This window comes from Streptomyces lichenis (assembly GCF_023218175.1).
Lineage (GTDB): Bacteria > Actinomycetota > Actinomycetes > Streptomycetales > Streptomycetaceae > Streptomyces > Streptomyces lichenis.
Genome location: NZ_JALPTH010000013.1, coordinates 59,769 through 83,432, shown reverse-complemented (window position 1 = coordinate 83,432; position 23,664 = coordinate 59,769). Strand labels below are relative to the sequence as shown.

At 72.9% G+C, this 23,664-nt stretch carries 21 protein-coding genes; 7 read left to right on the top strand and 14 right to left on the bottom strand.

The window, feature by feature from the left end:
- Nucleotides 1-111: 111 nt before the first annotated feature.
- The 3 genes from M1O15_RS15140 to M1O15_RS15130 form a co-directional block, all read right to left on the bottom strand.
- Nucleotides 112-411 carry a hypothetical protein gene (locus tag M1O15_RS15140; protein WP_248634348.1) on the bottom strand — a complete coding sequence of 100 codons (300 nt, stop codon included), beginning with the start codon at nt 409-411 and terminating at the stop codon, nt 112-114.
- A 110-nt stretch (nt 412-521) separates the two neighbouring features.
- Nucleotides 522-836: a DUF5955 family protein gene (locus M1O15_RS15135; RefSeq protein WP_248634347.1), complete on the bottom strand. Its 315-nt coding sequence runs from the start codon at nt 834-836 to the stop codon at nt 522-524.
- A 198-nt stretch (nt 837-1,034) separates the two neighbouring features.
- Nucleotides 1,035-3,032, bottom strand: a complete 1,998-nt coding sequence (locus M1O15_RS15130) for a serine/threonine-protein kinase (RefSeq protein WP_248634346.1) — start codon at nt 3,030-3,032, stop codon at nt 1,035-1,037.
- Nucleotides 3,033-3,166: 134 nt separating this feature from the next.
- On the opposite strand from M1O15_RS15130, the gene M1O15_RS15125 reads away from it, so the two are divergent.
- Both M1O15_RS15125 and aceB read left to right on the top strand, forming a co-directional pair.
- The gene (locus tag M1O15_RS15125; RefSeq protein WP_248634345.1) at nt 3,167-3,781 is read left to right on the top strand and encodes a nucleotidyltransferase family protein; all 615 of its coding nucleotides are present in this window, start codon (nt 3,167-3,169) and stop codon (nt 3,779-3,781) included.
- Nucleotides 3,782-4,048: 267 nt separating this feature from the next.
- Nucleotides 4,049-5,674 (top strand): malate synthase A, encoded by a 1,626-nt coding sequence (gene aceB, locus M1O15_RS15120; RefSeq protein WP_248634344.1) that lies wholly within the window; start codon nt 4,049-4,051, stop codon nt 5,672-5,674.
- 80 nt (nt 5,675-5,754) lie between these two features.
- Here aceB and M1O15_RS15115 read toward each other — a convergent pair whose 3' ends face one another.
- Nucleotides 5,755-6,738 carry a fibronectin type III domain-containing protein gene (locus M1O15_RS15115; RefSeq protein ID WP_248634343.1) on the bottom strand — a complete coding sequence of 328 codons (984 nt, stop codon included), beginning with the start codon at nt 6,736-6,738 and terminating at the stop codon, nt 5,755-5,757.
- A gap of 186 nt (nt 6,739-6,924) precedes the next feature.
- On the opposite strand from M1O15_RS15115, the gene M1O15_RS15110 reads away from it, so the two are divergent.
- On the top strand, nt 6,925-7,551 hold the full coding sequence (locus M1O15_RS15110) for a hypothetical protein (protein ID WP_248634342.1): 627 nt from the start codon (nt 6,925-6,927) through the stop codon (nt 7,549-7,551).
- Nucleotides 7,552-7,647: 96 nt separating this feature from the next.
- A complete protein-coding gene (locus M1O15_RS15105; protein WP_372499473.1) occupies nt 7,648-8,286 on the top strand; it encodes a TIGR03086 family metal-binding protein in 639 nt (212 codons plus the stop codon).
- A gap of 44 nt (nt 8,287-8,330) precedes the next feature.
- On the opposite strand, the gene M1O15_RS15100 is transcribed toward M1O15_RS15105, so the two are convergent.
- The 9 genes from M1O15_RS15100 to M1O15_RS15060 all read right to left on the bottom strand — a co-directional run bounded on the left by M1O15_RS15100 (nt 8,331) and on the right by M1O15_RS15060 (nt 17,094).
- Nucleotides 8,331-9,227: a GNAT family N-acetyltransferase gene (locus M1O15_RS15100; RefSeq protein WP_248634341.1), complete on the bottom strand. Its 897-nt coding sequence runs from the start codon at nt 9,225-9,227 to the stop codon at nt 8,331-8,333.
- A gap of 288 nt (nt 9,228-9,515) precedes the next feature.
- Entirely contained in the window at nt 9,516-11,000 is a 1,485-nt protein-coding gene (locus M1O15_RS15095) for a nucleobase:cation symporter-2 family protein (protein ID WP_372499472.1), read from the bottom strand.
- Nucleotides 11,001-11,291: 291 nt separating this feature from the next.
- Complete coding sequence (locus M1O15_RS15090) at nt 11,292-12,689, bottom strand: 8-oxoguanine deaminase (RefSeq protein ID WP_248634340.1); 1,398 nt, start codon at nt 12,687-12,689, stop codon at nt 11,292-11,294.
- Between the two features lie 48 nt (nt 12,690-12,737).
- Nucleotides 12,738-14,036, bottom strand: a complete 1,299-nt coding sequence (locus tag M1O15_RS15085) for a nucleobase:cation symporter-2 family protein (RefSeq protein ID WP_248634451.1) — start codon at nt 14,034-14,036, stop codon at nt 12,738-12,740.
- A gap of 352 nt (nt 14,037-14,388) precedes the next feature.
- Nucleotides 14,389-15,312, bottom strand: coding sequence for a factor-independent urate hydroxylase (gene pucL, locus M1O15_RS15080; RefSeq protein ID WP_248634339.1), 924 nt, complete (start codon nt 15,310-15,312; stop codon nt 14,389-14,391).
- Between the two features lie 8 nt (nt 15,313-15,320).
- Nucleotides 15,321-15,710, bottom strand: coding sequence for a hydroxyisourate hydrolase (gene uraH / locus M1O15_RS15075; protein WP_248634338.1), 390 nt, complete (start codon nt 15,708-15,710; stop codon nt 15,321-15,323).
- Nucleotides 15,707-16,219: a 2-oxo-4-hydroxy-4-carboxy-5-ureidoimidazoline decarboxylase gene (uraD, locus tag M1O15_RS15070; RefSeq protein WP_248634337.1), complete on the bottom strand. Its 513-nt coding sequence runs from the start codon at nt 16,217-16,219 to the stop codon at nt 15,707-15,709. The genes uraH and uraD overlap by 4 nt, the downstream gene beginning before the upstream one ends.
- Before the next feature lie 246 nt (nt 16,220-16,465).
- Entirely contained in the window at nt 16,466-16,843 is a 378-nt protein-coding gene (locus tag M1O15_RS15065) for a helix-turn-helix domain-containing protein (protein ID WP_248634336.1), read from the bottom strand.
- Nucleotides 16,840-17,094 carry a YkoF family thiamine-binding protein gene (locus tag M1O15_RS15060; protein ID WP_248634335.1) on the bottom strand — a complete coding sequence of 85 codons (255 nt, stop codon included), beginning with the start codon at nt 17,092-17,094 and terminating at the stop codon, nt 16,840-16,842. Before M1O15_RS15060 ends, M1O15_RS15065 begins: the two co-directional genes overlap by 4 nt.
- 226 nt (nt 17,095-17,320) lie before the next feature.
- Between M1O15_RS15060 and M1O15_RS15055 the strand changes: the two genes are divergently transcribed.
- The 3 genes from M1O15_RS15055 (at nt 17,321) to M1O15_RS15045 (ending at nt 20,837) form a co-directional block, all read left to right on the top strand.
- Complete coding sequence (locus tag M1O15_RS15055; RefSeq protein ID WP_248634334.1) at nt 17,321-18,160, top strand: TIM barrel protein; 840 nt, start codon at nt 17,321-17,323, stop codon at nt 18,158-18,160.
- A gap of 61 nt (nt 18,161-18,221) precedes the next feature.
- Nucleotides 18,222-19,112, top strand: coding sequence for a 2-hydroxy-3-oxopropionate reductase (locus M1O15_RS15050; RefSeq protein WP_248634333.1), 891 nt, complete (start codon nt 18,222-18,224; stop codon nt 19,110-19,112).
- 267 nt (nt 19,113-19,379) lie between these two features.
- A complete protein-coding gene (locus M1O15_RS15045; protein WP_248634332.1) occupies nt 19,380-20,837 on the top strand; it encodes a catalase in 1,458 nt (485 codons plus the stop codon).
- Between the two features lie 591 nt (nt 20,838-21,428).
- Here M1O15_RS15045 and M1O15_RS15040 read toward each other — a convergent pair.
- Nucleotides 21,429-23,618, bottom strand: coding sequence for a TerD family protein (locus M1O15_RS15040; RefSeq protein WP_248634331.1), 2,190 nt, complete (start codon nt 23,616-23,618; stop codon nt 21,429-21,431).
- Nucleotides 23,619-23,664 lie beyond the last annotated feature (46 nt).

Here is a 23,664-nt window from a genome sequence, read left to right as displayed (position 1 = left end):
GCGGCCAGGCGCGGTTACGGGGCCCGGTACCGCTACAGGGCCGGTACGGCAATGCGCCGTGGCCGTCGCAGGCGTGGCGGCACGGTCCCGGGTCTTTGTACTCCCGCCCGCTCAGTCGCCCGGGCCGCCCGCGTCCACGTGGTTGAGGACGGCCGCGCGGGGCGGACTCGCGACCGCCTGGTTGCCGCCCTCGGAGCCCCAGACCCGGGTCCGCAGCAGGGCGAGGAAGCCCTCCGCGGTCGCGGCGTCGTCGAAGTCCACGTCGATCACCACATACCGCTGGTCGTCCACCGGCCGCAGCACGCGGTAGCCGCGCACCCCGCCCTCCCGGCGGAAGTCGCCGAAGCGGTCGAACACCGCCTTCCACTCCGCGTAGTCGGTCACCGCGTGCTCGATGTGGAGCGTGGTCATGGCCCACCTCCGGGTGCTCGGGTCGGGTCCGGTCGGCCCCCTCCCACACCATCGTCCGCCGCCGGACGGCACCCGGCGACCGGCGCCGCCACCGGCCGGCCGCCACCCGGCTACCGCGTCGGCTCGCCGAACAACTCCACCGCGGCCCGCACCTCATAGAGCGCGGCGGCCAGCCGGCTGACCGAGCCGACCGCCCCGGCGACCAGGAGCAGCGAGCGGCGCAGCCTGCGCACCTCGGGCACCCCTTCGACGGCCATCGCGGCCAGCGCGGCCAGCTCCTCCTCGGCGATTCCCCGATCGGCGAACCCCTGCGGCTGGCCCGCCAGTTCGCGGCGGAGCCGGGCGACGGCGGTGCTCAGCTCCGCCACCCTGGGGTCCTGACCGGTACTCGTCGCACACCTGCGCTCCGTACCCTGCGACAACATCTGCTCCCGCCCCTCACACGCATCACGTTCTGCGGTCGCGCCCGCACTCAACGCCACCTGTACTTAACGCCATCGGGGCCGTCCGGCGCCACTCCCCTGGCGGAAAAACGACACCCTTCGGCCGGGACCGGAGACGGCGACGGCCGCCCACCGCCGTACGGGACGGCGATGGGCGGCCGTGAGCCGGGGGCGGAGACCCTAGGAGTCGGTGCCGTCGGTCGCCGCCATGGCGTTGCGCCAGACCGTCACATCCAGGGTGACGTACCGGCTCGGGTCGCTCTCCGGGGAGATGTCCCGGTAGGTGACGACGCCGATGTGCCCGGAGTCGGTCAGCACGCAGAACTGCGAGCCCTTGGAGAGGGAGTCCATGTCCACCTGGGCCGCGTACCGGGTCTCGGTACGGCAGGTCTCCAGGTCGCCCTTCTGACCGGTGCGCAGCAGGATCAGCCGGCCGTTCCGCACCTCGATGCGGCCGAGGTTCCAGTCGTAGACCACATCCGCGTCGGCCTCGCCGGAGAGCGGCTTGATCGGGTCGTCGCCAAGGGTGAGGTGGTACTCGTCCGCCAGGTCGAGTCCGGTGTACGTGGCGGGCGTCGGGTCGGCGACCGGCTGCTGCCCGCCGGTCTCGTCGTCGCCGGCTCCGTCACCCCCGGTGGACGGGGCCCCGGCCGAGGACGTCTGGTCCGAGGGGTCCTGGGCGGTGGGCGCGGCCTTGCCGCTCGTCTTGGGGGCCGGGCTACCGCCGCCGCCCTTCGCCTGGTCGCCGGTGCCCTTGCCGGAGGTCAGGTAGTAGACGCCGCCGCCGGCGAGTGCGGCGACGGTCAGCACCCCGGCCAGCCCCAGCCCGAGGGTGCGGCCGAGCCGGCGGCGCTTGGCGGGCGGGGTGGTGGTCGCCGTGGCGGTGGCCGCCGTCTGGCCCGGGGCCGGGTCGGCGGACGCGTGGTGCGGATAGCCGTAGGCGGCGGGCGCGGGGGCGGGGTGGGGGTAGCCGTAGGCGGCCGACCCGGCCTGCTGCGGAGCGGGGCCGAAGCCGGGGAACGGGGTGGCCGGGGCGGGGCCCTGCCCGGGCGGCGGGGTGGACTGCGGGGCCGGGCCGAAGCCGGGCGGCGGGGTGGCCGGGGCGGCGTAGGCGGTCGGCTCCGGCGCGGCCGGCGGGACCGTCGGGGCCTGGGCGGGCGGCACCGTCGGAGCGGGTGCGTGGGCGGGCGGGCTCGGCAGCGGCGGGGTGGTCGGGGCGGGCGCGTGGGCGGGCGGCGGAGGGGTGGTGGCCGCCTTGGGCGCGGGCGCGGCCGCGCGGGTGGTGATGTCGGCGGCGACCGCGCCGGGCAGCCACTCCTCAGGGCGGCGCAGCGCGGTCTCGCCGTTGGCGGTCTGGCACAGGGTCAGCACCTCAGCGACCGAGGGGCGCGCGGCGGGGTCCTTGGCGAGGCAGCGGGTGACCAGGTCCCGCAGTTCACCGGGGAGTCCGTCGAGCCGGGGCTCCTCGTGCACGATCCGGTAGAGCACCCCGTGCGAGGTGCCCTCGCCGAACGCCGGGCTGCCGACGGCCGCGTAGGCGGCGATCTGGCCGAGGGCGAAGATGTCGGTGGCCGGGGTGACGGACCGCCCGGCCGCCTGCTCGGGCGCCATGAAGGACGGGGTGCCGATGGTGACGCCGCTGCCGGTGAGCGAGGTCGCGTCGGCGGCCCGGGCGATGCCGAAGTCGATGACCCGGGGACCGTCGGCGGCCAGCAGCACGTTGGCCGGCTTGAGGTCGCGGTGCACGATCCCGGCCCCGTGGATGACCTGGAGGGCCTCGGCGATCCCGGCGGTCAACAGCAGCACGGTGTCCAGCGGGAGCCGGCCGTGCGCCTGGACGGCGTCCGCGAGCGAGGGCCCGGGGACGTAGGCCGTGGCCAGCCAGGGCTGGCGGGCGTCGGTGTCGGCGTCGATGACCGGTGCGGTGTAGAGGCCCTGGACGCGCTGGGCGGAGTGCACCTCCTGGGCGAACCTCCGCCGGAACTCGGCGTCTTCGGCGAAGTCGGGCCGGATCACCTTGATGGCGACGGGCCGGCCACCCGGCGTGTACGACAGGTACACCTTGCCCATGCCACCGGCGCCCAGCCGGGCGGCCAGCCGGTATCCGGCGACGGCACGCGGGTCGTCCTCCCGCAACGGCTGGAAGACGGTGCCCTGACGTGACGGACCACCACTCATCGTTCTCGCCCCCGTACGGCGTCATGCGTTCTCACGTTCGGATACCGCACCCTATCCAAGCCGGAGTCACCCGTTCACCGTCCGGCGCCGTTCCCTCGGCAACCTGGCGGCCGGGCTGCGGTATGCAGGCACCTATGACTGGGACGAGGAAGGATGGACCGCCGCGGATCGCGGGTCTGCTGCTGGCCGCGGGCGGTGGGCGGCGGTTGGGCGGCCGGCCCAAGGCGCTGCTGGAGCACCGGGGGCGGCCGCTGGTCGAGCACGCGGTGGCCGCGCTGCGGGCGGGCGGCTGCGTACGGGTGCATGTGGTGCTGGGCGCGGCGGCCCAGGCCGTACGGGAGCGTGCCGCACTGCCGCCCGGCTGCGTCCTGGTGGACAACTCGGACTGGGAGCAGGGCATGGGCTCCTCGCTGCGCGCCGGGCTGGAGTCGCTGGCGGACACGGGGACGGACGCGGCCCTGGTGGCGCTGGTGGACCAGCCGGGGATCGGGCCTGCCGCGATGGCCCGGGTGGCCGCCGCGTACCGCTTGCGCGGATCGCTGGCGGCAGCCTCGTACGAAGGCCGGCGCGGCCATCCGGTACTGCTGGGCGCCGACCGCTGGGCGGCGGTGGCGGAGAGTGCGTCCGGCGACCGCGGGGCACGCGCCTATCTGCGGGCGCATGAGCCGGAGATCACCCTGGTGGAGTGCGGGGAGGTGGCGGAGCCGTATGACATCGACACACCCGGGGACCTGCGGCGGCTCATGTGACGGCCCGGCCTCCCGCAGGGGCCGGTGGCGGCGGGTGAGGGCGGTGGCACCGAGAGCCACCTTCTGTCGAGTCGGAGAATCTCGACATCAACACTTCTTGAACTTCCACCATAAGGAAACTAGTATCCACTGATCAGAAGCGTCTGTACGTCAGAAGGCGCCCGTGGCCGCGTCCCGGCGCGTGCGGCACTCAGTGCCGTACGCGATGTCCGGCGGTCACCACCGGGCGCCGCGCCCATGCCCCCGCTGAGAGGGAAGTGACAGCTCATGTCCGCACCAGCGCCGACCCCGGCAGCGATCGTCGAGGCCGCCGAACCCCTGCCCCGGCAGGAGGAGGTGCTCAGCCGAGACGCCCTGGCCTTCGTGGCCGAGCTGCACCGGCGGTTCACCCCCCGGCGCGACGAGCTGCTGGCCCGCCGGGCCGAACGCCGCGCGGAGATCGCCCGTACCAGCACCCTGGACTTCCTCCCGGAGACCGCACAGCTCCGCGAGGACGACAGCTGGAAGGTGGCCCCGGCGCCGGCCGCGCTCACGGACCGCCGGGTCGAGATCACCGGCCCGACCGACCGCAAGATGACGATCAACGCCCTCAACTCGGGCGCCAGGGTGTGGCTCGCGGACTTCGAGGACGCCTCCGCGCCCACCTGGGAGAACGTCGTCCTCGGCCAGCTCAACCTGATCGACGCCTATGAGCGGAAGATCGACTTCATCGACCCGCGCAGCGGCAAGTCCTACGCCCTGAAGGCCGCCGAGGAGCTGGCCACCGTGGTGATGCGCCCGCGCGGCTGGCACCTGGAGGAGCGCCACCTCACGGTGGACGGGCGCCCGGTCCCCGGCGCCCTGGTCGACTTCGGGCTCTACTTCTTCCACAACGCCCAGCGCCTGATCGACCTGGGCAAGGGCCCGTACTTCTACCTGCCGAAGACCGAGTCGCACCTGGAGGCCCGCCTCTGGAACGAGATCTTCGTCTTCGCCCAGGACTACGTGGGCATCCCGCAGGGCACCGTGCGCGCCACCGTGCTGATCGAGACGATCACCGCCGCGTACGAGATGGAGGAGATCCTCTACGAGCTGCGCGACCACGCCGCCGGGCTGAACGCGGGCCGCTGGGACTACCTGTTCTCCATCGTCAAGAACTTCCGCGACGGCGGCCGCCGCTTCGTGCTGCCGGACCGCAACGCGGTGACCATGACCGCCCCGTTCATGCGCGCCTACACCGAACTGCTGGTGCGCACCTGCCACAAGCGCGGCGCCCACGCCATCGGCGGCATGGCCGCGTTCATCCCGTCCCGCAAGGACGCCGAGGTCAACAAGGTCGCCTTCGAGAAGGTCAAGGCCGACAAGGACCGCGAGGCGGCCGACGGCTTCGACGGCTCCTGGGTCGCCCACCCGGACCTGGTGCCGATCGCGCTGGCCTCCTTCGACGCGGTCCTGGGCGACAAGCCGAACCAGAAGGACCGGCTGCGCGAGGACGTCTCGGTGGCCGCCGCCGATCTGATCGCCATCGACTCGCTGGACGCCCGCCCGACCTACGAGGGCCTGCGCAACGCCGTCCAGGTCGGCATCCGCTACATCGAGGCCTGGCTGCGCGGTCTGGGCGCGGTGGCCATCTTCAACCTGATGGAGGACGCGGCGACGGCCGAGATCTCCCGCTCCCAGATCTGGCAGTGGATCAACGCGGGCGTGGTCTTCGAGAACGGCGAGAAGGCCACCCCCGAGCTGGCCCGCCAGGTCGCGGCGGAGGAACTGGCCGCGATCCGCGCCGAGATCGGCGAGGAGGCGTTCGCCGCGGGCCGCTGGCAGCAGGCGCACGACCTGCTGCTGAAGGTCTCGCTGGACGAGGACTACGCGGACTTCCTCACCCTCCCGGCGTACGAGCAGCTCACCGGCTGACGACTCCCGCTCCGGCCCCTACTCCGCACTCCGCCCCCTGGCACCGCACAGCGCCAGGGGGCGGAGCCGTCCGCGCGGGCCTATCCGGCCGCGGGTGGGACGACGACCGTGCGCTGGGCGGAGAAGTCGCCCCAGGTGCCGTCGGGCAGCTTGGCCCGCAGCTTGACGCTGTAGCGGGTGCCCGGCGGGTCGGTGACGGCGAAGGTGTACGCCGCCTGCCCGGCCGGCGGCTCGCCGCCCCAGACGATGGTGGTGGCGAACTTCCCGTTCAGATACAGCTGGTGCTCCTTGACCGGGGCGCCGGTCTCCGGCGGCGTCCAGCGCAGCACCACCTCCCCCTTGCCCGCGGTGGCGGTGAGCCCGGTGGGCGCGGTCGGCTCGTCGCCGCCGGGGCCGGAGCGGGTGGTCAGGTCCACCGGGGCGCTGTCCGGCGAGGAGTTGTCGGCGGCGTCGCGGGCGCGGACGGTGAAGCTGTAGACGGTACCGGGCCGCAGCCCCTCCACCCGGGCGGAGGTGGCGGAGCCCGGCACGCTGTGGATACGGGAGTCCTCCTGGTAGACGTCGTACGCCGTCACCCCGGTGTCGTCCTTCGCGGGCCGCCAGTCGAGGACCACCACCCGCGCGGACTCGGCCTTGCCACGCACCGAGGCCGGGGCGGTCGGCGGCCGGCGGTCGTCCCGCTTCGGCCGCGGCGTGGTGACGGAGACCGCCTTGCTGGGCGCCGAGAGGTTCCCCGCCGCGTCCTTGGCCCGCACGGTGAAGTCATAGGCGGTCCCGGGCCGCAGGCTCTCCACGTCCACCATCGTCTTCGCGGCCGGCAGCGCCTTGACCCGGGTGCCGCGCTGGAACACCTCGTAGCCGGCGACCCCGTCGGCCTCCGCCGCCCGCTCCCACATCACATGCACCGAGGTGGCGCTGCTCGCCTGGACGGTGACCCCGGCGGGCACCGCGGGCGGCCGAGTGTCCTTCGGCGCCGCGTCGGCGCCGCCGTCGCCGGAGCAGCCGCCGAGCAGCAGCACCGCCGCGCAGACCGGGACGGCGAGCAGGGCGGGGGTGTGTCGCACGGTGGCGCCTCCTGGTCCGGCGGGGTCGACCCATTGGTCCAGACCTATATGCCACATCCGGAGCCGGGGATTCAAGACCCCGTCAGGGGTGGATCGCGTGCGGATGCGGGCGGCTGTCAGTGGCGGGTGCTTCACTGGTTTTCGTCACTCTCCGTGACTGATGGACTGCGAGGATCGGGGGATCCGATGGCTGACCGGATGACGTATCTGACCGCCGACGGGCTGCGCGGACGCGGCTGGACGGACCGGATGGTCGGTGAGCTGCTGGGCTGGCCGGATGTGCAGGGGCGTGACCCCCGGCGCCGGTCGATGGCGCCGGTGCGGCTGTATCTGCTGGCCCGGGTGGAGGCGGTGGAGCGCAGCCCGGAGTTCGCCGGCCGCGCGGAGGCGGCCGGCCGGGGCGGGGCGGCGGCCCGGGCGGCCGCCGAGCGTCGTCGCCAGGCGGTGCTGGCCGCGGTCGGCGCCGAGCCGATCCGGGTCCCGCTGCTGCCGGTGCCCGAGCTGGAGCGCCGCTCCGCCCGGCATGGGCGGCTCCTGGCGGACGTGTCCCGGTCGGCACCCGGTGCCGCGCCGCCGGACGCCTCGGCGAGCGCGTCCCGGCCGGTGGCCCGGGCGGGGCCGCCCGGTGCGCTGGTGCGCTGGCAGGTCGACTACCTCCAGCACGCGCTGGGCCGGTACGACGCACTGCTCGACGGGCTCTTTGGCACGGTGGGCCGCGCGGAGGCCGAGCGGCTGCTGCGCCGCCGGATCCTCAAGGCCGTCGCCGGGGCCTACCCCCATCTGGCGGCCGAGTGCCGGCGGCGGCTGCGGTGAGGCGGGGAGCGGGGGTCCCGGCGAAGGATCCGGCGGGTGACGCGGCACCGATGAGTTCGGGGCCCGGAGCCGGTCTGCCCTGGTATGGACACTGGCATGGACACCGGCATGGACATCGACGACGACAGCGGGACGAGCACGGGCCCGGGATCGGGTACGGGGCAGGTGCCCGATCTGGGCCCCGCGACCGACCGGGTGGCGGCGCTGCTGGACGGGGTCGCCGACGAGCATCTGGACGGGCCGACGCCCTGTCCTCAGTACGCGGTACGGGAGCTGCTGGCCCATCTGGAGGGGCTGTCGGCCGCCCTCCGGGACGCCGCGCGCAAGGAGCTCGGCCCCATGACGGACGCCGACCCGGGTGCCGCGCTCCCGGTGCTGAGCGCCGACTGGCGTACGGCACTGCCCCGGCTCCTCGGCGAGCTGGCGGAGGCCTGGCGCGCGCCGGAGGCCTGGCAGGGCACCACCCGGGCCGGTGGGATCACGCTGCCGGGCCAGGTGGCCGGCATGGTCGCGTGGAACGAGGTGGTGGTGCACGGCTGGGACCTGGCCCGGGCGACCGGGCAGCCGTACGCGGTGGACGAGGAGGCGCTGAAGAGCTCCTACGCGCTGCTGGAGCCCTCGGACGACGGGGCGGGGCTGTTCGGCCCGCCGGTCCCGGTGCCGGACGGCGCCCCGCTGCTGGACCGGGTCATCGGCCGCAGCGGACGCCGCCCGGACTGGACCCCGGGCGACTGAGCCCGCCCGGGCGCGGGGGGACGACCCCGCGCCCGGAGGGGGCGTCAGGCCGTCTCGCCCGGCACCAGGTTGATCCGGCTCCTGACAACGGGGTAGCCCGCCCTGGCGAAGGTCGCGGCCATCGGGGCGTTGCCCTGGTCCGTGGCGGCCGCCACGCGCTCGGCGCCCCGCTCCACCAGGTGGTGGGTGCACTCGGCGAGCAGGTCGTAGGCGTAGCCGTGGCCGCGGTGCTCGGGGACGACCCCGATGAAGCCGACGCAGGGCCCGGACGGGTTGTGCGCGGGGATGTGGATGCCCGCGAGGGTGCCGTCCGGGGCGCGGGCGACCTGCCACCACTCGCGCGGGGAGGGGCACCAGTGGAAGAAGTCCAGCTCCTCGCGGGCGGCCTGGTCGAGGCCGCCCTCGGCGACGGCCCGCAGGGCGTGGGCGTCCAGGGTGGCGGAGTGGATGCGGCGCAGGGCGTCGAGGAAGACCTCGTCGTCCGGTTCGGGGGCGAAGCGGAGCCGGCCGGGCCGCTCGGGCAGGCCCGCGGCGGGGGTCCAGTCGTACATCAGCCGCTCGACCAGGACCTGGTATCCGGCGTCGCGGGCGGCGCGCAGCCGGGCCTCGCCGGCCGCGCGGGTCCCCGGGTCGTCCCGCCAGCCGGAGGGCAGGTTGAGCTCCAGCTCGACCTGGTGCGGGGCGGTCTTCAGTAGCAGGGCGCCGGCCTCCTTCTCGCCCTCGGCCACGTCGAACCAGTTGATGTTGACCGGCGCTTCGTCGTCGGGGCCGCCCCACCAGGCGCCGCGGGCGACGACCCGGCCGTCGCGCAGGGCGATCCGCTTCCAGTCGGGGCGGTGGACGGTGCGGGCGTGGGCGCGGCGGGCGCCGAGGGGGTCGGGCAGGGTGTCGAAGAGGTGCGCGTCGCTCGCGTCGAGCGTGCGGATGACCGGCTGGGCCATGGGTGGGTGTCCTCCGGGACGGTGTGCGAGGCGCGCTCCCGGGTGGGGCTCTGTCAGCCCGTGCCGGTCCGTCAGACCGGATACGCCGTGGAGAGGAAGAGGGAGCGCGTGATGACAGAGGTGGACATGTCGGCTCGCCTCCTTCCGGTCCGTGCGGGCGTGAGGGACACGTTAGACGTACGGGGTGATCACCGTCCATGGGTTTGCCTGCCCGCCCGCTCGGGGGCATGCCGAGGGGGCGGGCGCGCCGGTGGCCCGGCGTGCCCGCCCCCGGGGGACGGGTCCCGCTCAGTGCACGGGCGCGGCGGTGTGGCCGCGGGTCTCGCCGATCTCCTCCCCGGGCTCCATCGGCGCGGTGACCTCGTCGTCGTCCCGGCGCCGGCCGAGGTGGTTGAAGACGAGGTTGAGCAGGACGGCCATCACACAGCCGGTGGATATCCCGGAGTCCAGGATGATCTTCGCGGTCTCCGGGAAGGCGTGGTAGAACTCGGGCGCCGTGATCGGGATGATCCCGACGGCCAGCGAGACGGCCACGATCAGGACGTTGTTGTCCTTCTCCAGCCCGGCCCGGACCAGGGTCTGGATGCCGCTGGCCGCCACCGAGCCGAAGAGCACCACACCGGCGCCGCCGAGCACCGGCCGGGGGACGACGGATATCAGCGAGGCGGCCACCGGGGAGAGGCCCATCAGCACCAGGAAGCCGCCGCCGCAGGCGACCACGAAGCGGCTGCGGATCCGGGTCATCGCGACCAGGCCGATGTTCTGGGCGAAGGCGCTGCACATGAAGCCGTTGAACAGCGGGCTGATCGCCGAGCCGAGGGTGTCGGCGCGCAGTCCGGCGGCGATGGTCCTCTCGTCGGCGGGGCGCTTGACGATCTCGCCGAGGGCGAGCATGTCGGCGGTGGACTCGGTCATCGACACCAGCATCACCACGCACATGGAGACGATGGCGGCGACGGCGAACTGCGGGGCGCCGAAGTGGAACGGGGTGGGGAAGCCCACGACGCTGGCCTCGGTGACCGGGCTGAAGTCGGTGACGCCGAAGGGTATGGCGACCAGGGTGCCGATCACCAGGCCGATCAGCACGGCGATCTGCTTGACGAAGCCCCGGGTGAAGCGGCGCAGCAGCAGCACCACCAGGAGGGTGATCCCGGCGAGGGTCAGGTAGTCGGTGGAACCGTAGTCGTCGGCCGCGGGGTTGGGGCCCTGGGCCCAGCCGAAGGCGACGGGCAGCAGCGAGACACCGATCAGGGTGATGACGGTGCCGGTGACCACCGGCGGGAAGAACCGGACGAGCTTGCTGAAGTAGGGGGCGGCCAGGAAGCCGAGGAGTCCCGCGACGATGACCGCGCCGAAGATGACCGGGATGGCGTCGGCCTTGTTGTCGGTGGTGTCGACGATGGCCAGCATCGGGGCGACACCGGCGAAGGTGACGCCGTTGACGAACGGCAGCCGGGCGCCGATCTTCCAGACGCCGAGGGTCTGCAGGAAGGTGGCGAGGCCGGCGGTGAAGAGGCTGGCGCCGGTGAGGAAGGTCAGTTCGGTGCCGGACAGTCCGGCCGCGGCGCCGACGATCAGCGGCGGGGCGACCACCCCCGCGTACATGGCGGCCACATGCTGCAGTCCGCTGGTGGCCATCTTCAGGGGCGGGAGGGTCTCGTCCACCGGGTGCTTGCGGCCGGTGCCGGGGCCCGGGTCGGCCGCGTCGATGTCGGGGCGTGCCGGGTCGGCGGTGGACTCGGCGTCGTTGGGAAACCTGGGCTCAGGGGCCATGTCGGCTCCTCCGGTCGATTTTCACGTCGCGGCGGACGTGGCTTTCAGGGAGGTGGTGCTGGTGGTGCGCCCGGTTGTGTCGCGGTGGGGGGCCGACACGGATCACCGTGCCGGGGGGTGCGGCGGACCCGGGTGTCCGGGCCCTGCTGCCGCACCCCCCGGTGCGGCTGCCGCGGATCCCGCTGGGAATCCGCGGCGACCGATCGGGGGCCGTCCCCCCCGACCGGACTCTGGGGATCGCTCGCCTGGCGGGCCGGCCGGTGGCCGGGCCCGGGCGGGCCGACCGTGCGGTCAGCTCTCGGCGGCGATACGGGCGAGGCGCCGGGCCTCGTCCCGGGTGGAGCGCGCGATGGCGTCCTCGTCCACGGTGGTCAGCCGGCTGTCCTCGACGATCTGGCGGCCGTTGACGAAGGACGCGGTGACCGGGGCCGCCGCGCCGAAGACCAGGGCGGTGACCGGGTCGGCGATGGTGGAGTGCCCGATGCCGTCGATCTTCCAGAGGACCAGGTCGGCGAGCTTGCCGGCCTCCAGGGAGCCGATCTGCTCGGCGCGGCCGAGGACCTGGGCGCCGCCGTGGGTGCCGAGCCGCAGCGCCTGGCGGGCGTTGAGCGCGGCCTCGCGGTGGGCGCCGAGCCGGTTGATCAGCAGCGCGTTGCGCAGCTCGGTGTGGAGTTCGCCGGACTCGTTGGAGGCGGTGCCGTCCACGCCGAGGCCGACCGGGACGCCGGCGGCGAGCATGTCGGGGACGCGGGCGATCCCGGCGGCCAGCCGGGCGTTGGACGAGGGGCAGTGGGCCACGCCCGTCTTCGTCCGGGCGAAGGCGGCGATGTCGGCGTCGTTCATATGGACGCAGTGCGCCATCCAGACGTCCTCGCCGAGCCAGCCGGTGGACTCGAAGTAGTCGGTCGGTCCCATGCCGAACAGCTCCTTGCACCACTGCTCCTCCTCCACGGTCTCCGAGCCGTGGGTGTGGAGGCGTACGCCGAGCCGGCGGGCGAGTTCGGCGCCCTGGCGCAGCAGTTCGGTGGAGATGGAGAAGGGCGAGCAGGGGGCGACGGCGACCTGGGTCATGGCGTCGAAGGAGGCGTCGTGGTGCTTGCCGACGGTCTCCTCGGTGGCGGCCAGGGCGCCTTCCAGGGTCTCCACGGCGAAGTCGGGGGGCAGTCCGCCGTCCTTCTCGCTGCGGTCCATGGAGCCGCGGGCCAGGGTGAAGCGGACGCCCATGTCGGCGGCGGCCCGGATGATGGTGCCGGAGAGGTCGCCGGCGCCCTTCGGGTAGACGTAGTGGTGGTCCATGGCGGTGGTGACGCCGCCGCGGGCCATCATCGCCAGCGAGCCCTGGGCGGCCGCGTGCGCCATCTGCTCGTCGATCCGCGACCAGGTCGGATAGAGCGCGACCAGCCAGTCGAAGAGGTTGTGGTCGGTGGCCAGGCCCCGGGTGATCCACTGGTAGAAGTGGTGGTGGGTGTTGACCAGGCCCGGGGTGGCCAGCCGGCCGGTGGCGTCGATCCGCCGGACCACGTTCTCCAGCCCCTCCGGGGCCCGGCCCGCGCCCAGCGACTCGATGCGGTTGCCGGCGATGACGAGGTGGCCGTCCGCGTACTCGGTGTCGTCGGCGTCGACGGTCGCGATGGCGCAGTTCTCGATGACGGTGCGCTCACAAGCGCCGGGGGCTGCCGGGTGTGCCATGGTGCGTCCTTCTTCAGTGGGTGGCAACAGCGTGGGCACGGCAGGGCCCTAGGAGGATTTGAGTGCCGGAGCGGTGGTGCTGCTCCGGGTGCCGAGATGGTGGAAGAACAGGTTCAGCAGGACCGCGGCGAGCGCTCCGGCGCTGATTCCCGAGCCCAGCACGGTCTGCGCCCAGGCGGGGAAGCCGGCGTAGAAGGCGGGGGCGGCGAGCGGGATGATGCCCGCGCCCAGGGCGACGGCGACCAGGATGATGTTGGAGCTGTCGTCGAGTCCGGCTTCGGACAGGGTACGGATGCCGCTGACCGCGATGGAGCCGAAGAGCACGATCCCGGCGCCGCCGAGGACGGGCATCGGCACCAGGGAGACGACCGCGCCGAGGACGGGGAAGGCGCCGAGCACCAGCAGGGCGCCGCCGGCGACGGCGACCACATAGCGGCTGCGGACCCGGGTGAGCGAGACGACGCCGACGTTCTGGGCGAACGCGGAGGTGGGGAAGCCGCCGAAGACGGGCCCGACCAGGGTGGCGATGCCGTCGGTGCGCAGGCCCCGGGTGAGGGTGCGGCCGTCGGTGCGGCGTTCGCAGATCTCACCGAGGGCGAGCATCCCGGCGCTGGACTCGGTCATCAGCACCAGCATCACGATGCACAGGGAGAGGATCGCGGCGGGCTGGAACTCGGGGGCGCCGAAGGCGAAGGGGGCAGGCAGCGCGGCGAGCGGCGCCTCGCGCAGGGCGGTGAAGTCGGCCATGCCGAAGGGGATCGCGGCCAGGGTGCCGGTGAACAGCCCCAGCAGCAGCGCCACCTGCCTGACGAAACCGCGGCCGAAGCGCTGGAAGAGCAGGATGACCACCAGGGTGAAGCCGGCCAGCGCCAGATACCTCATGGCGCCGAAGTCGGCGGCGGTCTTGTCGCCGCCCTGGGCCCAGGTGACCGGTACGGGCATCAGGGTCACCCCGATGAGGGTGATCACCACGCCGGTGACCAGGGGCGGGAAGAAGCGCAGCAGCCGCCCGAAGAACGGGCCGACGGCCAGGCAGAAGAGTCCGGCGACCATCACCGCGCCGTAGATGGCGGGCAGTTGGTGTCCCGGGGCGCTGGTCTCGGCGATGGCCAGCATGGGCGCGATACCGGCCGAGGAGGCGGCGTTGACGAACGGCAGCCGGTTCCCGGCGAACCGGGAGAGCCCGAGGGTCTGCAGGATGGTGGCGAGCCCGGCGATGAGCAGGCCGGCGGCGATGAGCCGGGTCATCCCGGCGGTGTCCAGCCCGGCGGCCTGGCCGATGATCAGCGGCGGGGTGACCACGCCCGCGTACATGGCGGCGATGTGCTGGAGCGCGGCCGGGATCATGCGGGCGGGCGGCAGCTTCTCGTCCACCGGATGGCAGTCGGCCGGGGCGTCCGGCCGAAGGCGGAGGCGGTCGGGCGCCGGGGCGGTGTCCGGCCGGGCGGGGAGGCCGTCGCGGTCCGCAGGGCCGCGGTCGGCCGGGTGCCTGCCCGAGGGGGCGGCGGGGGAAGCGGGCGGGGCGGGGGTGGAACACGGGCCGTCGGGTGCCGGCCCCTCTGCTGGCTGTGCCATTGCTGTTCCCTCCGGTCCGCCGGCCGCCGGCCCGGCTGCGGGCGGGCGGCGGTCGGCGGGACCTGGCTGTCGGGCGCGGTGCCGCCCGGGGCGGAGGACCGGCGCGGCCGGTCCGCCGCGCGGGTCAGAGGTTGGTCATGTCGACCGGGATCTTCGGCTCGACGCCGTCCCGCAGGATGGTGGCCTCGATCAGGCCGTACGGGCGGTCCGCGGCGAAGTAGACCTCGTTGTCGTTCTTGAGGCCGAACGGCTCCAGGTCGACCAGGAAGTGGTGCTTGTTGGGCAGGGAGAACCGCACCTCGTCGATCTCGGAGCGGCTGTTGATGATCCGCGAGCCCATCTGGTAGAGCGTCTGCTGCAGCGAGAGCGAGTAGGTCTCGGCGAAGGCCTGCAGCATGTGCTTCCTGACCTGCTCGTAGGACCGCTCCCAGTGGGGCATCTTCTGCTCGTCGTCGGTCCAGTTGAACCGCCAGCGGCCGGAGACCTGGGTGGCGAGGATCCGGTCGTACGCCTCCTGCAGGGTGGTGTACTTGTCCTTCACATAGCCCCAGAACTCCGAGTTGGTGGAGTTCATGACGACCAGGTCCTTCAGGCCGGATATGACCTGCCAGCTCTCGCCGTCGTAGGTGATCTCGCTGACCCGGGTCTCCTGGCCCTTGCGGACGAAGGAGTGCTTGACCTCGTCGGAGCCGATGAACTTCGAGTTGGCCTCGGAGGTCTCGATCCGCTCCCAGGCGTACTCCTCGATCCGGATCCGGGCCCGGTGGATCGGCTCCTGCGAGGTGACGAAGTGGCGGGCGAGGTGGATGCCGAACTGCTCGGCGGACTCGATGCCGTACTCCTTGGCGAACGCGTACACCGTGTTCTTGGTGGTGTCGGTCGGCAGGCAGTTGGCGTTGGAGCCGGAGAGGTGGACGTCGCTCATGTCGCCGGAGAGGGCGACCGAGACGTTGAGGTCCTTGATGTGGTGGGTGTCGCCGTCCCGCGTGATCTTGACGACGCGGTTCTCTGCTTTGCCGTACTGGTTCTGGCCGAGAATCGTGGGCATGGTGTCTGCTAGCTCCCTCGGTAAACGGAGTAGCCGAACGGGTTGAGCAGCAGCGGTACGTGGTAGTGCTCGCCCGGTACGACGGCGAAGGTGATCGCCACCTCGGGGAAGAACGCACCGCTGTCCCTTACGCGGGGGGCGTCCTGCTGCGCCTCGGCTTGCTTCTTGGAGAAGTACGCCTCGGTGTCGAAGTCGAGGCGTACATGGGTGGTGCCCTCCGGCAGCGCCGGCAGGTCCTTGCAGCGGCCGTCCGCGTCGGTGGCGGATCCGCCGAGCGCGGTCCACTCCCCCTCGGCGCCCGGGCGGGCGGCGAGGGTGACGGGGACGCCCTCGGCGGGGCGGCCCACGCTGGTGTCCAGGATGTGCGTGGACACGGAGGCGGTGGTGGCGGTGCTCATGCGGTCGCTTCCTCCACGAGGCGGTTGAGCCGGATGCGGTTGATCTTGCCCAGTTCGGCGCGGACGATCTCCCGCTCCTGTTCGGGCGAGTGGCCGATCCGCTCCTTGACCGCGTCGCGCATCTGCTCACCGGTCCGGCCGGTGGCGCAGATCAGGAAGACATGGCCGAACCGGTCCTGGTAGGCCAGGTTCAGTTCGAGCATCTCCGCCTTGAGTTCCTCGGAGGCGCCGGCCATTCCGCTCTGCTCGCGGGAGGAGGTCGGGTCGCCGGGCTTCGGGCGGCCGATCGGCGGGTGCCCCGCCATCGCCTCCCCGAGGTCCTCCGCGGTCAGCTCGGCCATGGCGGCGTCGCTGGCGCCCAGCAGGTCCTCGACGGTGGCGTAGGGGCGCTGGGCGAGCAGTCGGCTCCCCCACGCCGAACTGGCGCACACCTCGTGCAGGGCGTCGCGTGCGTCGCCGTCCGCGGAGGTGTTGAACCGGGCGAGGCCCGGCGTCGTACTCGAAGTCACGGGAGCCTCCGTGGCTGCTTTTCGCTGTGCTGTGGTCGGGCTGCGGATAGCTAACGCCCTGGATGAACGCCCCGTCAACACTTTGTTGAAACTTCGCTGTCAAATCTGGGTGACGGTCGCGCACCGGGCTCCGCGGTGGCTTCCGGCCGCCCCCTGGCGCGAAAGCGCCGCCGTTCCGGCATCCGGACGGCGGCGCGCTGGACGGGCGGGCCGACCCGGCCCGGGCTCCGCGGGAGCCCCCGCTCCTCACTCTCCCTTGGCGGCGTTCTCCCTGTTCAGGTAGTTGTAGACGGTGAACCGGCTGACCCCCAGGGCGCCCGCCACCGTCTCCACCCCGTGCCGCACCGAGAAGGCGCCCCGCGCCTCCAGCGCCCGGACGACCGCCTGCTTGGTCTTGCGGTCCAGCTCGGCGAGGGGCATCCCGTGCCGGCGCTCCATGGCGGCGAGGATGTGGTCCAGGGAGTCCGCGAGCTGCGGGAGCCGTACGGCGAGGACGTCCTCGCCCTCCCAGGCGAGGACCACGTCGTCACCGACCGCCTGCTCGGGCCCGAGGATCATTCCGCCCATGGCGTCCACCAGCGGCTTGACCGCGGTGACCAGGGGGTGGTCGGCCGGCTCGGTCACTGCTCCCCCTCCCCCACCACGTTGACCTGGAGCGAGACGCGGGTGGCGCCGGCGTCCAGGGTCCGGCGCAGCAGCGAGTCCACCGCCGTGAGCACGGCGTCCGCCCCGCCCTCGGCGGTGTTGCCGAACGGCCCCACGTCCACGGCGTCGAGGTCCGCCCCCTCGATGACCTCGCGGGCCACCAGCGCGTGCGCGGGGGCCTCGTCCAGGTCGAAGGGCTCGGTCGTGAACTCCACTCTCAGTCGCTGCATGGACTCACAGTAAGGCCGGGGCATCGGTTTCCGGCCGCCGAGCCCGTACCGGACAAGGCCTCCGGCGCCCGGCGCCACGGAACCACCCACTTGCCCCCCTTGGAGAAACGCACAACCCCCGGCGGCCGGTTTTTCCCCATCCGGGGTTGACAGCCTTTGACACACCCAGGCAATCTTCCGTTAAGCAGAAACGAACTTCCGCAATACGGAAGGAGCGCCGCCCCTCATGGGATTCACGGACCAGCGCTTCAATGTGAACCTGTCGATCCTCTTCACCGAGCTCCCGCTCCTGGAGCGCCCCGCGGCCGCCGCCGCGGCCGGCTTCACCGCGGTCGAACTCTGGTGGCCCTGGATCGAGACGCCGACGCCCGAGGCGAGCGAACTCGACGCGCTGAAGAAGGCCCTGGAGGACGCCGGCACCCAGCTGACCGGTCTGAACTTCTACGCCGGACAGCTGCCCGGCCCCGACCGCGGCGCCCTGTCGGTGCCCGGCGAGGAGTCGGACCGCTTCCGCGCCAACATCGCGGTGGCCGCCGACTTCGCCGCCTCGGTCGGCTGCACGGCGCTCAACGCCCTGTACGGCAACCGCGTCGAGGGCGCGGACCCGGCCGAGCAGGACGCGCTGGCCCTGGAGAACCTGGTGCTGGCCGCCCGCGCGGCCGACCGGATCGGCGCCGTCCTCCTGGTCGAGGCCCTCAACAAGCCGGAGTCCCCGCTGTACCCGCTGGTCAGCGCCCCGGCCGCGATCGAGGTCGTGGACAAGGTCAACGAGGCCACCGGACTGGGCAACGCCAAGTTCCTGATGGACCTCTACCACCTCTCCATGAACGGCGAGGATCTGGAGCAGGTCATCGACGCGTACACCGCCAAGACGGGCCACGTCCAGATCGCCGACAACCCGGGCCGCGGCGCGCCGGGCACCGGCGGCCTCGACCTCGCCGGCCTCCTCGACCGCCTGCGCAAGGCCGGCTACGAGGGCCATGTCGGCCTGGAGTACAAGCCCGGCGACCGCCCGAGCGCCGACGCCTTCGACTGGCTGCCCCGCGCCGACCGCGCGGCCCGCTGACACCCGTCCGCGCCGCCCACCCACGTCACCCCCGCACCACCGCTGGAAAGAGGTACCCCGTATGAGCACGCTTCCCAAGGTCGCGTGGATCGGTCTCGGCATCATGGGCTCGCCCATGTCGGAGAACCTGCTGAAGGCCGGCTACGCGGTCACCGGCTACACCCTGGAGCAGGACAAGCTGGACCGGCTGGCCGCGGCCGGCGGCACCGCCGCGGCCTCCATCGCCGAGGCGGTCGCCGACGCCGACGTCATCGTCACCATGGTCCCGGCCTCCCCGCAGGTCGAGGCGATCGCCTACGGCCCGGACGGCATCCTGGAGAACGCCAAGCGGGGCGCGCTGCTGGTCGACATGTCCTCGATCACCCCGCAGACCTCGGTGGACCTGGCCAAGGCCGCCGCGGACAAGGGCATCCGGGTGCTGGACGCCCCGGTGTCCGGCGGCGAGGCCGGCGCCATCGAGGCCGTGCTCTCCATCATGGTCGGCGGCGGGCAGGCCGACTTCGACACCGCCAAGCCGCTGCTGGACGCGCTGGGCAAGACCATCGTGCTCTGCGGTCCGCACGGCTCCGGCCAGACGGTGAAGGCCGCCAACCAGCTGATCGTGGCGGTCAACATCCAGGCCTGCGCCGAGGCCGTGGTCTTCCTGGAGAAGTCGGGCGTGGACCTCAAGGCCGCCCTGGACGTCCTCAACGGCGGGCTGGCCGGCTCCACGGTGCTGACCCGCAAGAAGGACAACTTCCTCAACCGCGAGTTCGCCCCCGGCTTCCGCATCGACCTGCACCACAAGGACATGGGCATCGTCACCGACGCCGCGCGCAACGTCGGCGCCGCGCTGCCGGTCGGCGCCGTGGTCGCCCAGCTGGTCGCCTCGCTGCGCGCCCAGGGCGACGGCGGCCTGGACCACTCCGCCCTGCTGCGCGCCGTCGAGCGCCTCTCCGGCGCGCGGCTCTGAGTCCCGCACCACCCCGGGACTCCCCCTGAACTCCGGGCGGCGCCGGCGCCGACACCTGTCCTGTCGCGCCCAGGCGACGGCGCCGCCCGGACCACCTCCTCGGCGGCACTCGGACCGCTCCCTCGCAGGCAGACGGCCGATCAACCCCCGCCAACCAACCGCTTCAATCAACCGTTGAAGTCAATTCAACAAACTGTTGACGTGAGCTGAAGGGCCTCCATACGCTCCTCGCACCGCCAGCAGCCCCGTACGTATCGGAAGGTCACGATGTCGAAGCGCGTGCTTACGACCGAGTCCGGCGCCCCCGTCGCCGACAACCAGAACTCCGCCACCGCCGGCGTCGGTGGCCCGCTCCTCCTCCAGGACCAGCACCTGCTGGAGAAGCTCGCCCGCTTCAACCGTGAGCGCATCCCGGAGCGCGTGGTGCACGCCCGCGGGTCCGGTGCGTACGGCTACTTCGAGGTCACCGACGACGTCACCGGCTTCACCTCGGCCGACTTCCTCTCCTCCGTCGGCAAGCGCACGGACCTGTTCATCCGCTTCTCCACCGTCGCCGACTCGCTCGGCGGCTCGGACGCGGTGCGCGACCCGCGCGGCTTCGCGGTGAAGTTCTACACCGAGCAGGGCAACTACGACCTGGTCGGCAACAACACCCCGGTGTTCTTCATCAAGGACCCGGTGAAGTTCCCCGACTTCATCCACTCCCAGAAGCGCGACCCGTTCACCGGCCGCCAGGAGCCGGACAACGTCTGGGACTTCTGGGCCCACTCCCCCGAGGCCACCCACCAGGTGACCTGGCTGTTCGGCGACCGCGGCATCCCCGCCTCGTACCGCCACATGGACGGCTTCGGCTCGCACACCTACCAGTGGACCAACGCGGCGGGCGAGGCCTTCTTCGTCAAGTACCACTTCAAGACCAACCAGGGCATCCGCTGCCTCTCCGCCGAGCAGGCCGCCGAGACGGTCGGCGCGGACGCCACCTCGCACCAGACGGACCTGCTCCAGGCCATCGAGCGCGGGGTGAACCCCTCCTGGACGCTGTATGTGCAGATCATGCCGGCGGCCGAGGCGGCCGACTACCGCTTCAACCCCTTCGACCTGACCAAGGTGTGGCCGCACGCCGACTACCCCGTCCAGCGGGTCGGCCGGATGGTGCTGGACCGCAACCCGGACAACATCTTCGCCGAGGTCGAGCAGGCCGCCTTCTCCCCGAACAACTTCGTGCCCGGCATCGGCCCCTCCCCGGACAAGATGCTCCAGGGCCGGCTGTTCGCCTACGCCGACGCGCACCGCTACCGCCTGGGCGTCAACCACACCCAGCTGCCGGTCAACACCCCGAAGAACGCGGTGGTCGACAACTACGGCCGCGACGGCCTGATGGCCACCCGATACGGCTCGCGCCACGACAAGAACTACGAGCCCAACTCGTACTCCGGCCCCGCACAGACCGGTGTCCCGCTCTCCGCCCCGTTCGCCGTGCACGGCCACACCGGCACCCACGCCGCGCCGCAGCACGTCAAGGACGACGACTTCTTCCAGGCGGGTGAGCTGTACCGGCTGATGTCGGAGGAGGAGAAGAAGCGCCTCGTCGCCAACATCGCCGGCGGACTGTCCCAGGTCTCCCGCGAGGACGTCATCGACAAGATCGTCACGCACTTCGCCGCCGCCGACCCGGACTACGGCAAGCGCGTGGCCGAGGCCGTCAGCGCCCTGCGCGAGGACTGATCCCAGACCGCGTACGGCTCCCGACGGGAGGTCGGTCGCCGTACGCAGTCCGTACCACGGCCCGGATGAGGGGTGGCCGGCGGTACGGACGATGTGAGGACCGCGGCGGCGAGCGTGCCAGTGCGGTGGCAAGGAGCCCGGCTCCCCTTCCAGACCTGAAGGAAGGGGCTCGCCGGACCACTCCGTCGCCGCCGCCGCGGTCCCACCATCCCTCTTTCGAGGGCCACTTGAGACTCCGTCCGGCGGCGCGAACGTCCTGTCGCGCCAGCCTCGCACCGCCGGACGGCTCCACATCCGGGTCCGCCGCACCCGATGTCCTCCCGGACCCTCCCAGACCAGAGCGCGGAGCAGGGGTTTACGGTCCCCCTGCTCCGCGCTCTTCTCCGTTCCCGGCCGCGCACACCACCGCGAGCGAACACGACGATGCCGGGGTCCCCGTACGGAGCCCCGGCATCGTCGTCGGCGAGGAAAGCGGAGGAACTGGTTTCAGGAAAGTGAGGAGAAGGAAGCCCCTCCATGGCCTCGCACGCTCACGCTAACAGCCGGTCATGAGCAGGCGAAACAGGTTTTCCCGGGCTCAGTACACGGCACTCAGCCCGGAATCAGGGCGGACAGGTTCTCCGGGGTGACCACCACGGAGTCCGGGTGCAGGCCCTCGGGCCGCTCCAGGCCGAGGAAGGTGACCGGGCCGTCCGGGACCGGGCCGCCGTCCCACAGGGTGGTGGTGCCGGCCCGGTCGGCCATCAGCTCCACCAGGTGGCGGACCGTCAGGTGGTCGCGCTCGGCGAAGGCCCGCAGCAGCGTGGCGACCGTGGCCCGGTTGCCCTCCACCCGGTTGGCGCTCGGGGCGCCGCGCAGATACACATGCAGCCACTTGGCGTGCCAGCCGCCGTCACCGCCGCGGACGAACACCAGCGGGAGCGCCACCCGTCCCGGGCCGCGCAGCTCGGACTTCATCCGCACGGTACGCGGCTCGAAGGGGCGGCCCTTCTGCTCCGCGTCACGCAGCATGAAGCCGAAGAAGGACTCCTCGACCTCCTCGAAGCCCTCCCCCGCGAAGATGTTGACCTGGGGGACGATGACCTCGCCGCGGGCCGCGGCCAGCCGCAGGTCGATGAACTCCGAGGCCCCGTCGGGCGCGTCGGTGACGTCCCCGGAGTGCACGCCCTCCACCTCCTTGAGGGCGGTGTACGAGAGCCAGCCGATGGTCTGGTAGTCGGCGTCCAGCAGCAGCGCGGACAGGTCGTAGTCCGTGGTGCGCTCCGACTGCTTCCAGTACGTGAAGAACCGCAGCAGCTCGCCGTCGACCGGGGAGCGGGAGCCCCGGGGCAGCACCCCGAGCCCGGCGGCGCTCGCCTTGCCGCTGAGCGGCAGCGCCACGTCCAGGACGCCCGGGTCGACCAGCAGCCGGGCCGGCTCGGGCAGCCGGCGGCGCGTCTCGGCGTCCAGGACGGCCGCGAGGCGCGCCCGGGCGGCCGGGGGCACCGGCGGGCGGTCGTCCTCGACGGTCCAGGGGCGGCCGGAGCGGTTGATGAAGACCCGGCGCTCACCGGTCTCCCTGGCCCGGTTGGCCAGGTGCTCGCGCACCGACAGCAGCACCCGGCCGGAGGCCTTCGGGGCGGCCCGCTCGGCGGCCGCCAGCACGGCGTCCCGCTCCTCCTGGGTGGAGCAGAGCCGCAGCAGGCGGTCCACCGAGCGGAACAGCTTGCCCGGGGCGGCCGCCAGGAGCCGCGCGGCGCCGATCACATCACGCTCTCCGAGCCGTTCCTCGACCCGGCTGTCCAGCGACGGTGCCTGCCGCTCACCCCGGGCGACGGCGAACACCTCGGCGGCGTGCGGCCAGCGGGGGTGCTCATGCGGGTGGAGCCGCTCGCCGAGCCGCTTGAACGCCTCGCGGTGCGCGGTGACATCGGCGAGCTTGGCCGGGGCGTCCGCGACCACCGCGTCCAGCCCGGCGAGCAGGGCGCGGCGGATCCGCCGGGGCATCGACCGGAAGCGGGTCGGCTCCGCCAGCGTCACATCGCCCTCGGACCAGGCGCAGGCCAGCCGCAGCACATCGGTGACGGTGTCCAGCAGCGGTTCGGCTCCGGCGTCCAGGCGGGCGAGGTTGACCACGGCGCGGTTCTCCCGGACCGGGATCGTCTCGGGCTGGGGGCCGCCGGCGCAGTGCCGGGCCAGCACCGCGAGGTCGCTCAGCCCCTCCTCGCCCAGCGGGGTGGTGCGCCCGGCCAGCGCCAGATACAGGGCGGTGACCTCCTCCGCCAGGGCGCCGCCCGGGTGCAGCACCGTCAGCCGGTCGCCGGCGGCGGCGATCAGCTCGTCATGGGCGGCCAGCATCTCCTCGTAAGCGTGCTGGTAGTGGCCGTACGAGGGGAGGGTCAGCAGATCGACCACCCCGGCGCTCAGCTGGTCGAGCACCTTCTCGCGGGCGCCCTCGTCGGCGAGGGCCTCCCGGACGCACCCCATCCAGAAGTCGAGGGTGTCCGGCACACCGGCCGGGAAGTCGATGAAGTAGGCGTTGTGCCGGACATGGTCGCCGACCAGCCGGCGCACGGTGTCCAGGGTCCACCGGGCGGTGAGGCCGACCGCCGCCCCGGACATCCCCGACAGCCGCTCCAGCAGCGGCGCCGCCAGCTTGAAGCCGGCGGTCATCAGCGCGGCGTCCAACTGCCGCGCCACCACGGCCCCCTGCCCACCGGATGCGGCGGTGCCCGCGGGGACGGTGAGGACGGGTATGCGGTGGGTGTGCCGGATGACCAGGGACACGAGACGCTGGGACATCCCGGCATGATCCCAGAGCCGCCCGGCCTGCCGCACCGGAGTTTCC